Genomic DNA, 12,965 nt, shown 5'->3' on the forward strand with positions numbered 1-12,965 from the left:
TCACCAGCCCGACGCGGTGTAGACGACCGCACGGGCCGACGGTTCACCCCAGGCGAGTTCCCGCAGCAGCGCCGCGGTGCCCTCGTCCGGGTCGATCAGCTGGATGCCCTGCCGGGCGTACGCGCGGCCGAGTTCCGCGCCGACCATGCCGCCGTGCGTGGCGGACGGCGCCCAGGGTCCCCAGTGGACGGTCAGCGTGCGGGCGCCCGTCCGGGCGGCCCGGTCGGCGCCGAGCGCTTCCAGAGCGTCGTTGGCGGCGGCGTAGTCGGCTTGGCCGCGGTTGCCGAGGACGGCGGCGACGCTGCCGAACAGCACGGTGAACGCCGGAGCGCCGGGCAGGTCGTCCAGGGCGGCGAAGAGCGCGGCGGCCCCGGCCGTCTTCGTGCCGTACACCCGCTGGAAGGACTCGGGGGTCTTGTCGGCGATCAGCCGGTCCTCGATCACCCCGGCGGCGAAGACGACTCCGTCGAGCCGGCCGTGTTCGGCGTGGGTCTCCTTGACCGCCTGCAGGACGGCGTCCCGGTTCCGGAAGTCCACCGCCCGGTAGCGGGCCTCGCTGCCGAGCGCGCTCAGTTCCCGGAGGGTGGTGGTGATCTCCCGCTGGGCGAGGATGAGTTCGGCGGCCCGGTTGATCCCGGCCGGCCCGGGCGCGCCGGGCTCGGCGGCGAGGGCGGCCCGCAGCTCGACGGGGGTGCGTGCGGCGGCCGTGCGCGGGTCCTCGGCCCCGGAGGGCGCCGGCGTACGGCCCAGCAGCTCGAGACGGCACCGGCAGGCGCCGGCCAGCGTGGCGGCGAACCTCGCGGTGATGCCCCGGGCACCGCCGACGAGCAGCACGACCGAGTCCCGGTCGAGGCCGAGTGCGGCGGCTTCGGCGGCACCGTCCGCGGCGGGTCCGGCGCCGGTTGCGGCGAGCCTGCCCAGGGGGGCGGCCAGCAGCGCGAGCCCCTGCCGGGCCCCGGCCGCCGTACGCAGCACGACGGGGGCCGGTTCGGGTGCGCGCAGCTCGGCGAGCACGGCGTCGGCGACGGCCGCCGGGGCGGTGTCCGCGACGGCGACGACCCGTGCGAGCAGGTCCGGGTACTCGCGAGCGATGCTGCGGAACAGCCCGTCCAGGCCGGCCGACCGCAGCGCCGCGGTGCGGTCGGCGGCCCGGACGGCGAGCAGCCGGCGTGGGCCGCAGCCGAGCGCCGCCTGGAGCACCGGGAAGGCGTCCGGCAGCACCGGGAGGTCCGGGCCGGGCAGCGCGCCGAGGTACACGATGCCGTCGACCGGGCCGTCCGCGGCGGTGAGGAGGTGACCTCGCTCGAGGACCACGGTGTCGGCACCGTGCGCCACGAGTCGCTCCGCGGCCTCGGCCGCCGCGCCCTCGCCGTCCCCCAGGAGGGCGAAACGCCGGCCGGTCAGGGAGGAAGCGGGGCCGGCGGCCGGGTCGGTCTCCGGAAGAGACACGGGGCGCAGCTCGTACCGCTGGGGCGCCACACCGGGGGCAGGGCTGGACGACGGCTCGGACCGCTTCCCGGCCCACCCGCTCCCGAGGCCCGAAGACGACCCCCCGGCCCGCCCCTCGGACAGCCCGCTCCCGGCGTCCGGGTACGACGATCCGACCTGCCCCTCGAACGACCTGGTCCCGGCATCCGGGTACGACCGCCCGCCCTGCTCCTCGGCCAGTCCGCTCCCGCCGCCCGGAGACGCTCCGGCCCGCCCCTCGGGCAGCCCGCTCCCAGCACCCCCGGACGAACCCCCCACCTGCCCCTCGGCTCCGCCGCTCCCGTCGGCGACGTACGGCGGTGTCTCGCCCTGCCCGTTCCGGTCCCGCCCGCTCCCGGCACCGGTGTGCGCGCCGACCCGCGCCGTCAGCCAGCCCGTCACCGCCGCCGCCGTACGTGCCTTGGCCAGCTCCTCCAGTTCGGCGTCGGCCAGGACGTCGGGACCGCCGGCGATGCCCAGGCGTCTGGCGAGTTCGCCGGCGATCTCGGCCCGCTTGATGGAGTCGATGCTGAGGTCCGCCTCCAGGTCGAGGTCGGGCTCGATCATGTCGACGGGGTAGCCGGTGCGTTCGCTGATGATCTCCAGGACGACCCGCTCCACGTCCTCCACCGGCTCTGCGTCCACCGGCTCCGCGACGCCCGGATCGAGCGACTGCGCTTGCGCCACTGACCGTTCGGGTGCCGTCGGCTGCGGTGGCGCCACGGGTGCGACGGGCGCCGCCGGTGTGGCGCCGGCCGTGGCGCCGAAATAGGTGAGCAGGACGTCGCGCTGGGCGGCGATCATCTCCCGGCTGGTGCGCAGGAATTCGGAGATGAGCGCGTCCCGGTCGGCCGGGGCGCCGTGCGGCTGGTCGGTGGTCACGGTCGTCTCCACGACTCGTCGGGCCGGTGCGAGGGCACCGGGCAGGAGTGCTCCGTCGGCGGTGCGGACGAGGTGTCCGTCGACCGTCCAGTCCGGCCGCCGCGGCGCCGGGGTACGCAGCGCGTCGACGGCGTCGCGGCCGCGCAGGAGCCAGGCGGTGCGCACCGGCTGTCCGGCGACGGCGAGTCGGGCGAGGGTGTCGAGCCAGCCGCGCAGGCCGCTGTCGGCGGTCGGTTCGCAGGCGACCGTGCGGTGCGGGCGGTCGCCGAGGATCCGTCCGACCAGCCGGGTGAGGACCGTGCCGGGGCCCGCCTCGACGAAGACGCGCGCGCCGGCCTCGTACATCGCCTCGATCTGGGCGGCGAAAGCGACGGGGGCGCCGATCTGGGCGGCGAGTTCGGCGCGCACCCCGGCGGGGCTCTGCGGGTAGGGCGCGGCGGTGCGGTTGGCCCAGACGGGGAACTCGGGCGCCCGTACCGTCTTGTCCGCGAGCACCTTGGCGAACCGTTCCCCCGCCGCGGCCACGAGCGGGCTGTGGAAGGCGCAGGCCACCGGGATGCGCCGCGCCCCGAGCCCGGCAGTCCGCAGCACCCGTACGGCCGTCTCGATCTCCGCCGCCGGGCCTGAGATCACCGTCTGGTCGGGTGCGTTGAGGTTGGCGACGACGACCGAGCCGGGTGTTCCGGCCGTGTGCAGGGCGCGTACGACGGTCTCGGCGGAGCCGCCGACGGCGGCCATGGTGCCCGGGTCGTCGCCCGCCGCCGCCAGGATCGCGCCGGCCCGCTCGGCACTCAGCTCCAGCAGGGTCTCGGGGTCGAGGGCACCGGCCGCGGTGAGGGCGACCAGCTCGCCGTAGCTGTGCCCGGCGGCCTGGTCGGGGTGGATCCCGGCCGAGGTGAGGAAGGCGTGGGCGGCCAGGCCCGCGATGCCGAGGGCGGGCTGCGCGGCCCGGGTGTCGGTGAGGGCGGACCGGCGCCGCTCGCGGGCGGTGTCGTCGAAGGCGGCGGGCGGGTGGACGGTGTCGGCGTACGCGCGTCCTAGGTCCAGGTAGTGCCTCAGCTCGGGGAGGTGCACGAGGAGGTCGGCGAGCATGCCGGGGCGCTGGCTGCCCTGACCGGGGAAGAGAAAGGCGACTTTCCCACGCGCCGACCCCGCGACCCCATCACGCGCCGGCTCCGGAACCCTGCCCACCGCCGACCCGGCGACCTCACCCACCACCGACCCAGCCGGACCGCCCCGTGCCGGCCCGGCGAGCTCACCCTCCCCCAGGCCCGCGATCTCACCGCTCACCAGGCCCGCAGCCTCACCGCTCACCAGGCCCGCAGCCCCGCCGCTCACCAGGCCCGCAAGCTCATCCTCCGCCAGCCCCGCAAGCTCATCCTCCGCCAGCCCCGCGGCCTCACCTTCCACCCGGCACGCGACCCGACCACGCTCCGGCCCCGCAACCCCACCCACCGCCGGCCCGGCAACCTCACCCTCCCCCAGGCCCGCAACCGCGCCACTCACCGGCTCGGCGGTCCCGCCCTCCGCCGGCCGCACGGCCTCCCCACTCGTCGGCCCCGCAGTCTCACCCTCGCCCAGCCCCCCGGCACCGCCCTCCACCCGCCCCGCGACACCGGCCTCTTCCGGTTCCGCGACATGGATCCCGGCGGCCGGATCGCGGTCGCCGGTGAGGAGTCGGCGCAGTTGGCCGATCAGTTCCTCGGTGTCGTGGGACACGATGGCGGCTCGTACCGGTTCGTGGGAGGTGTCGGCGCGGCGGGCCGCGGCGAGGGCGAGGTCGCGCAGGCGCCAGGGGCGGCCGGCGGTTTCGGCGGCACGCAGGAGGTCCTCGGCGTGGCGGTGGGCCGCCGCCGCGTCCCTGCCCCGGAAGAGGAACAGCTCGGCCGGCCAGGCGTCCAGGGACCGCCGGAGCGGTACGGCCTCGGCGTGGCCCGCGAGGACCGCGTGGAAGTTGGTGCCGCCGAAGCCGAACGCGCTGACCCCGGCGAGGCGTTCGGCGGGCGGTGCCGTCCAGGGCCGGGCGCGGGTGTGGAAGGCGAACGGGCTGTCGTCCTCCCTCCAGGCCGGGTTGGGCCGCTCCAGGTGCAGGGTGGGCGGGGTGATCCCGGTGTGGAGGGCGAGGGCGGTCTTGATCAGACCGGCGAGCCCGGCGGCGCACTTGGTGTGGCCGATCTGCGACTTCACCGAGCCGAGCGCACAGCTGCCGGTCTCCGCCCCGGCCTCGGCGAACACCTCGGTGAGTACGGTGAGTTCGGTGCGGTCGCCGACGACCGTGCCGGTGCCGTGCGCCTCGACCAGACCGATGTCGGCGGGCGAGACACCGGCGTTGCGGTAGGCCCGCTCCAGCGCCGCCCGCTGGCCCTCGGGGCGGGGTGCGGTCAGGCCGAGGGAGCGGCCGTCGCTGGCGGAGCCGAGGCCCTTGACGACGCCGTAGATCCGGTCGCCGGCGCGTTCGGCGTCCGCGAGCCGTTTGAGGACCACGCAGGCCACGCCCTCACCGAGGGCGATTCCGTCGGCCGAGGCGTCGAAGGCGCGGGAGCGTCCCGTCGGCGAGAGCGCGTGGACGGAGGAGAACAGGACGAAGTCGTTGATGCCGTTGTGCAGGTCGGCGCCGCCGCACAGCACGAGGTCGCTGGTGCCGGCGACGAGTTCCTTGCAGGCCACGTCGAGGGCGGCGAGGGAGGACGCGCAGGCGGCGTCGACGGTGAAGTTGGCGCCGCCCAGGTCCAGCCGGTTGGCGATCCGGCCGGAGATGACGTTGGCGAGCATGCCGGGGAAGGAGTCCTCGGTCAGGCGGGGCAGTTGCTCCTCGATGCCGTCGGGGACCTTGCCGTAGTAGGAGGGGAGGACGGCGCGCAGGGTGACGGCGTTGGACAGGTCGCTGCCGGCCTCGGCGCCGAAGACCACGGAGGTCCGCGAACGGTCGAACTCCCTTCCCTGTTCGCCGTATCCGGCGTCCTCCAGTGCCCGGCGGGCGGCCTCCAGGGACAGCAGCTGGACGGGTTCGATGCTGCCGAGGGACGTGGGCGGGATGCCGTAGCGCAGCGGGTCGAAGGGGATGCGGGGCAGGAAACCACCCCACTTGGACGCCGTGCTGCCGGCGGTGTGGTGGACGGCCGGGTCCCAGCGCTCGGGCGGGACCTCGGTGACGGCGTCGCGCCCGGTGACGATGTTGGCCCAGAAGGAGGGGAGGTCGGGGGCCTCGGGGAACATGCAGGCCATCCCGACGATCGCGATGTCGAGCGGGGCGGGCGGCACGGGTTCGGCCGGGGTGAGCGGCTCCGGGCGCGCGGCCCGACGGGTCAGGAAGTCGGCGGCGCCGTCGGTCACCGAGCGGTGCAGGGCCGCCAGGGTGGTCGTCGCTGTGCGCAGGACGACGACCTCGCCGGCCATGAACATCCCGTCCGCGAGCTGCCGTTCCTCACCGACGGCCGTCAGCGCGCCGTCGGTGCCGTGCTCGACGCCCTTGCTGGCGATGCGCAGCCGGCCCACGTTGAGCCGTTCCAGGCTCTCCCAGATCTCGCGGTCGGGCAGGCCCCGCGCCCGTAAGGCGGCCTGCCGGTCGCGGTAGTCGCCGGTGAAAGGGCTCGGAACGCAGCGGGTGGCGTGGCCGGGGGCGGTCTCCAGCAGTGCGGTGGTGGTGGCGGCGAGGACCTGCCGCTGGAAGAGGGGCCGGATGGCGCCGTGCGCGACGGCCTCCTCGGTGAACAGATAGGCGGTGCCCATGAGCAGGCCGACGGCGGCGCCCCTGGCGGTGAGCGGCGCGGCGAGGGCCGCGACCATCGCCGCCGACCGCTCGTCGTGGACACCGCCGGCGAAGAACACCTCCAGCCGCTGTGCGGTGCCTTCGTCGGCCCCCGCCAGGAAGTCCTCCAGGACGGCGAGTTGGGCTTCCCACAGGGGGAAGGAAGCCCGCGGTCCGACGTGCCCACCGCACTCGGACCCCTCGAACACGAACCGGCGCACGCCCGCGTCCAGGAACTGCCGCAGCAGTCCCGGCGAGGGCACGTGCAGGAAGGTGCGGATCCCGGCCCGCTCCAGCGTCTCGGCCTGCGCGGGCCGTCCGCCGGCGATGACCGCGTGCGTGGGCCGCAGCTCCCGTACGGCGTCGAGCTGGGCGTTCCGGATGTCCTCGGGCGCGAAGCCGAGCACACCCACGCCCCAGGGCCGCCCGTCCAGCACGGCCCGGGCCTCGGTGAGCATCGACCGGGTGCGCTCGCCGTCGGCGAGGGCCAGCGCCAGGAACGGCAGCGCCCCGTCCCCGGCGACGGCGGCGGCGAAACCCGCCTGGTCGCTGACCCGGGTCATCGGCCCCTGGGCGACGGGGAGCCGGGTGCCGAGCGCCCTGGTCATGGCAGACCCGGGACGCAGAGCGAGAGCCGGATCGCCGTCGGCCGTGCCGTGCACCGCCGCCGACACCTCCCGCACCGTCCGCCGTACGTCCCCGTACCGTTCGGCGAAGCGGGCGGCGAGGAAGCCGTCCTGGCCCACGGGCAGCAGCCGGCCGCGCAGCTCGCCGGCGTCCAGCAGGGACGCGACCGCCTCCGGGTCGTCGGCCGGCGGCCACGGGGCGTCCGGTCCCCGGCGCCGTAGGACCCGGTGGCCGCCCAGCAGCACCGTCTCCGAACCGTCCAGGGAGCGCAGCACCGAGCGGACCGTCTCGGGGAGGGCCGATTCGGCGAGCAGGGCCAGCTGGCTGTCGAGGACGACCCCGGCGGCACCACCGGCCACGGCGGCGGCCGCCGCACGCGGCCCGATGCCGCCGCACGCCCAGACCGGGACGCCGCTCGACTCCTCGTCACGCAGCAGCTGTTGCAGCAGCACGAAGGTGCTCAGCTCGCCGACCCGGCCACCGCTCTCGCCGCCCCGGGCGATCAGTCCCCGGGCACCGGCGCGTACGGCGGCGCGCGCCTGGCCGATGTCCGTGACCTCCGCCAACACCCTGCAGGACGCGGCGAGTTCGGCCGGGTTCCAGTCGGCGTCCGGGGTGAGGACCACGGTGTCGGGGCCGTCGCCGGCCTCGGCCGGGGTCAGGACGCAGCGGCCGGTCACCCGTACCCCGAAGGGTCCCGGAGCGGCTCGTCTCAGCCGCGACAGCTCCTCCCGGGATCTTCGGTCACCGGTGCCCAGGTCGAGGATGCCGAGCGCGCCGGCGGCGCAGGCGGCTGCGGTGAGACCGGCATCGGGGGCTCCGAAGGGAGTGAGGCACAGGACGAGGTCGTGGGCGCGCACAGGCGAGGTCATGATGCTCCGGCACGATCGGCGAGACAGCACGGTGGGGGGTGTGTGCGGCGGAACGCTCTGGTGCGAGGCCACCGGAACCTAGCCTCGGCCTACTCACGGGTCAATAACGTCGCGCCCTTTTCACGCGGGGTGACATCGATTCGGCCAGCGGGACGAATTCCGCGCAAGAACCGGAAAACGCGGTCATTCCCCTCACGGGTGCGGGCGCGGGGCCACCCGGGACCACGCGCCACACCCCCATAACTCCGGCAAAGTGTCCGCCTGTCGGACCTCGCACTCACCCGTCCGCCCGGCGCCGGGACATTCACCGGAAGTCTGTAAATCCGCATGCCGTCGGCGCCGTGGCTCGAACGCGGCCGGGCGTCGGGGGGTCGGCCCGCGACGCGTCAGCGGAGCCTGGCCCCCACGGCCGTCGGAACGGCGGCGACCGGGTCGGCGATCTGCGGCAGCGCGTCACGCACCCGCACCCGCGGATGAACGTGGTGCACCGGCAGCGCCGGAAGGGCCTCGCGCACCGCGTTCGCCGGAAGGACCTCGTGGACCGCGCGTAGCGCCTCGCCGGGCGTCACCGCCCGGTGCCGGCGCCGGCCGTGGTCCGCACGGACCTGGGCGATCCGGGTCTCGTTCGCCTCTCCCGACTCCCCCGGCCGGCCCTCGCCCGGATGCGCGGGCCCTCGCCCGGCGCTCTTCGGCCCGCCCCGCGCGGTGTCGCCATGCGGTGCCCCGCCGGCCTCCCCCTTCGCGTGCCCCGGCTGCCGGTCCCCGGCCCCGTCCGCCCCGGCCCCGTCCGGAGCACCGATACCGTCCGGACCGCCAGGCGCACCCGGCGCCGCGTCGGGTCGCCCTACCCCGCCCGCACCCGGCTCCACCACCCAGCGCTGTTCCGGCGAACCGTCGCGCGGGGCCAGCCCGACCGGGGCGGAGGTGCCGCCGGAGCCCGCAGCGAGCGCGAGGCCCTCGGGCCGGCGGAGCAGGATCTCGCCGCGCACGGTGAAGTCGTACGCCACCTCTCCGGCGTGCACGACGCATCCGGCCAGCACGACGCTCCTCGTCCCGGGGTCGGCCGCCAGGCACAGCGCCGGGTCGGCGGCGCTGCGCAGCAACCCGTCGTCGTGGTACGACCACTGCTGCGAGGCGGCGGACGAGCACGGCGCGAGCGCGACACCCGCACCCGCCCGCACGGCGTTCCCGCGCACGTCGAGGCAGCGGCCCGAGGCGAGGCCGCGCAGGCTGCCGTGGGCGATCTCGCCGGCTTCCCCGACCGTGGCGGCCGAGGGGGAGGTGCCGGACCGGGTACCGGTGCCGCCCGGTCGGGTGGTCCGGCCGGCCGGGGCGCCCCAGGTGGCACCGGGCGCCGGGACACCGTTGTCGTCGGACCAGCTTCTGGCCGCGAGAACGGTGGCGAGCAGCGCGAGGGCGGCCAGCCCGACGCCGACGGCCAGGGCGGTGCGGTGGCGTCCGCCGGTGCCGGTGCGGTGCCTGCCGCCGGGCCCCGCTCCCCCCTGGCCGGGCGCCGGTGCGGGCGCCGGTGCGGGCGCCGCTGCGGGCGGCACCTCCTCGGCGCCGCCGTACCCCGGGCGGGAGTCGAGATAGCGGCGGGCCCCCCAGCCGAGGACGGTCTCGGCGAGCAGGAGCCCGGGGCTGTCGTCGAACAGCCCGAAGGTCTCGGCGGCGTGCCGGCAGTACGCGCAGACCGTCAGATGCTGTCGCACATCCGGCAGCAGGGCGCCGCCACGGCGCATCGGGACGTCGAGGAGCCGGTTGTAGAAGCGGCATTCCCGGGAGGGCGCGAGTTCCCGGTGGGCGCGGGCGCAACCGGCGCGGAATTGCTCGCGGGCCTGCTCCAGGGCGGTCGTCGCGGTGGCATGGTCGATCCCCAGCAGACCGGCGGGTATGTTTATCGGTTCCGCTTCGACCTCGGTGTGCCACAGAAGGCATTGCGAGGCGCCGGGAAGGGCCTGGAATGCACGTTCGGCGAGTTGCCGCCTTTCCGGCGTTCCGGGCTTTGTCGCGCGCAGTCCCCGTCCGCCGGCGGGTTTGCACAATTCCGGCAGAGTCGCGCAGGCCGCGTCGTCGTCCGCCCACGCGCGGACGATGTCGCGGACGGCGACGAGCAGTTGCGGGCGCAGGGCGCCGCCGACCATCCCGCCCGCCATACGGCCGAGGACCTCGTGGAAGGCGGCGGTGGCCACGAGGTGGGCCGTGGGACAGGCGGAGGTCAGACAGACGACGGCGTAGTCGCGGGCGGCCCGCCAGTGGCGGCCCAGCAGCAGGGCGACGGCGTGATGGCGGGCGGGGTGCGGGCCGCCGAGCAGGGCGGCGAGATTGCGGTCGGACTCCCCGGCTGAACCGGGCAGCGGCGGGTACGGCGGGCGTGGGGGGTGAGGGGACTGCACGGAACCATGTCCTTTCCAGCCGCAGGACCGCGCACGAAATGCCGTCCTGTCGGAAAGCAGTGCCGAATTGGTGCATACCTAAAGGGCCGGCCTTGGCGCTCGACGCCTGCCTTTGCCCTCCCGCGGGAAGGCTCACCTTCGCACACGCGGCTCACAGGAAACAAGAAGTTGGATTGACTCGACATCAACGTCCTTGAAATCCACGAAAGTTACCGGCGGTATCCCTTCCACAGCCGCTTCCCATGTTTCTCCGGGCCCGCTCTCATCCACGTCCGCCAGCATGGCCCACATGATCGCCCCCCACCCCCCAGCGCCCCCCACCCCAGCCCGTACGGTCCGCAAGGCGGTCGTCCCGGCCGCCGGGCTCGGTACCCGGTTCCTGCCCGCGACCAAAGCCACACCGAAGGAGATGCTGCCGGTCGTCGACAAGCCGGCCATCCAGTACGTCGTCGAGGAGGCGGCCGCGGCCGGCCTGGACGACATCCTGATGGTGACGGGCCGCCACAAGCGGGCCATCGAGGACCACTTCGACCACGCCTTCGAACTGGAGCAGGCACTGGCGGCCAAGGGCGACACCGTGCGCCTGGACGCGGTACGCGATCCGGCGCGGCTGGCGGACATCCACCACATCCGCCAGGGCGACCCGCTCGGTCTCGGCCATGCGGTGCTGTGCGCCCGCCGCCACGTCGGCGGCCAGCCCTTCGCGGTACTCCTGGGCGACGATCTGATCGACCCGCGCGAGACCCTGCTGAGCCGCATGCTTCAGGTGCGCGAGCGGTACGCGGGCAGCGTGGTCGCGCTGATGGAGGTCCCTCCGGAACGGATCCACCTCTACGGCTGCGCGGCGGTGGAGCCGGCCGCCGAGGAAGGCGTCGTACGGGTGACCGGGCTGGTGGAGAAGCCGGCCCCGCAGACCGCGCCGAGCCGGTACGCGGTCATCGGCCGCTATGTCCTCGACCCGGCCGTGTTCGACGTCCTGGAGCGCACCCCGCCGGGCCGCGGCGGCGAGATCCAGCTGACCGACGCCCTGCAGGACCTCGCGGCGGGCGGCACCGTGCACGGGGTCGTCTTCGACGGTCCGCGCTACGACACCGGCGACAAGGCCGACTATCTGCGTACGGTGGTCCGGCTGGCCTGCGCCCGTCCGGACCTCGGCCCCGCGTTCATCAACTGGCTCAAGGAGTTCACGGCGGGACTGGAGGACGGCGCGAGCGCCACTCGGGGAGGCCGCCGGGCCGCCTGAGACGACAGGACGAGGGGGCCCCGCGTGCGGGGCCCCCTCGTCAAGTGCCGGGTCAGACCTGCTGGTTGGGGCGCAGCGTCCACAGGACGGTCATCTCGCCCGTGACGGCGCCGTCCGCGCGCCGGATCTCGATCGCCACCGGGAACTCGGGGCGCTGCCCCGCGTCCAGTTCCGCGACGACGTCGGCGGCCGGGCGGCCCAGCGTCGCGGTCGCCGTGACGGCGCCCATCGCCAGCTTCTTGTAGGCGATGTCGGCACGCACGGCGAGCGGCACCGCACGGGAGAGCTGGTCGCCGAAGGCGGCCAGCACGATGGCCCCGCTGGCCGACTCCCCGAGCGTGAACATCGCACCGGCGTGCGGGCCGCCCACGTGGTTGTGGTAGGCACCCTGGTCCGGCAGGGACACGACGGCCTTGTCCGCAGTGGTCTCCAGGAACTCCAGGTTCAGGGTCCGGGCCATGGGCACGGTGGCGGCGAGCATCTCGCCGATCGACATCTGGTCTGCGCTCATGCCGTTATGTTACTCACGAGTAGGGCTTCGCTACGACCCTGGCGAGGGCCAGTGACCGAATCGTGTCCCGGGCCGCACTAGGGTTACTGGCCATGTGGCCAGATCAGCAGCCGCCAGGGGGCGCGCCGAACCCGCAGGGCAATCCGCAGCACAACCCGTACCAGCAGCCGGGGTACCAGCAGCCGAACCCGTACCAGCAGCCCGGGTACCAGCAGTACCCGCCGGCCGGGCCGTACGGTCAGCAGCCGCAGTGGGGGCAGCAGCAGCCGCCCACCGCACCCGTCCCGCAGACCCCGCAGGGCGGCGGCCGCACGAAACTGATCGCGATCCTCGCGGCCACGGCGGTCGTGGTCGCCGCCGGTGTGACCGGCTACCTGGTCCTCGGTTCGAACGGCGGCAAGGGCGACGAGGCCGGTGGCAAGGGCGGTCAGCACACGAGCAAGCCGGCCGGGCAGCCGTCGGCCACCTCGTCCGCGACCGACGACCCGCGCGGCACCGGGACCGAGAAGCCGACCATCGCCGGCTGGAGGGTCGTGGTGAACTCCAAGTGGGGCGTCGCCTACGACGTGCCCGCGGACTGGCAGGTCGACAAACCGGGCGTCGCTATCGTTTTCGACTTCCCGAAGGGCGAGGCCAACACGGGCATCACCATGTCGGGCCTCGCCGAGTACCGGCCCACCTGGTGCACCTCCGACGACGACAAGGACGGCCGCACCGAGGACACCCAGCTCGCGGCCGTGGGCGCCAAGGGCGCCAGCGGCGCGAAGAACACGGACGAGATCGCGATCAACACGCCGGCCTGGTGGGTCTACGGCGCCTACACCATGCCGGACAAGAAGAGCCTCTCGTGGGACAAGAAGGCCACCCCCTTCAAGACCGCTTCGGGCATCGAGGGCAGCTACGCGTGGGCCCAGTCGCACCACACTCCGCGCAAGGGCAAGTGCGTGACCGACGGCCAGGCGCTCACCTTCGGCTTCAAGAACTCGGCCAGCGACTATGTGTCGGTCAACTTCTTCGGGGCCACGGGTGTGAAGGGCGAGGTCGCCAGGGCGACCGTCCTGAAGATCCTCAGCACGGTCCGGCTGCACGGGAGTCCGACGCACGAGTAGCGGTGGGGTTGGGCGGGGCGGACGGGGGGGGCGAACCCCCCCCCCGTCGGCGGAGGTGGCGGTGGGTGTCGTGGGCGTGTTTGGTACGCCGTTTCCATCGAGCAGGAAAA

5 protein-coding genes are annotated in these 12,965 nt (G+C 74.8%); 2 read left to right on the plus strand and 3 right to left on the minus strand.

Going from position 1 to position 12,965, the window contains the following annotated elements:
* Both ACZ7GZ_RS18755 and ACZ7GZ_RS18760 read right to left on the minus strand, forming a co-directional pair.
* Entirely contained in the window at positions 1–7,596 is a 7,596-nt protein-coding gene (locus tag ACZ7GZ_RS18755; protein WP_471025307.1) for an SDR family oxidoreductase, read from the minus strand.
* Positions 7,597–7,982: 386 nt separating this feature from the next.
* Positions 7,983–9,992, minus strand: a complete 2,010-nt coding sequence (locus tag ACZ7GZ_RS18760) for an RICIN domain-containing protein (RefSeq protein ID WP_471025309.1) — start codon at positions 9,990–9,992, stop codon at positions 7,983–7,985.
* 289 nt (positions 9,993–10,281) lie between these two features.
* On the opposite strand from ACZ7GZ_RS18760, the gene galU reads away from it, so the two are divergent.
* Positions 10,282–11,235: a UTP--glucose-1-phosphate uridylyltransferase GalU gene (gene galU, locus ACZ7GZ_RS18765; protein WP_471025310.1), complete on the plus strand. Its 954-nt coding sequence runs from the start codon at positions 10,282–10,284 to the stop codon at positions 11,233–11,235.
* A 52-nt stretch (positions 11,236–11,287) separates the two neighbouring features.
* On the opposite strand, the gene ACZ7GZ_RS18770 is transcribed toward galU, so the two are convergent.
* Complete coding sequence (locus ACZ7GZ_RS18770; RefSeq protein ID WP_471025312.1) at positions 11,288–11,746, minus strand: DUF4442 domain-containing protein; 459 nt, start codon at positions 11,744–11,746, stop codon at positions 11,288–11,290.
* 92 nt (positions 11,747–11,838) lie between these two features.
* On the opposite strand from ACZ7GZ_RS18770, the gene ACZ7GZ_RS18775 reads away from it, so the two are divergent.
* Entirely contained in the window at positions 11,839–12,855 is a 1,017-nt protein-coding gene (locus ACZ7GZ_RS18775; RefSeq protein WP_471025314.1) for a DUF8017 domain-containing protein, read from the plus strand.
* Positions 12,856–12,965 lie beyond the last annotated feature (110 nt).

Source organism: Streptomyces sp. NPDC037288 (genome assembly GCF_055603265.1).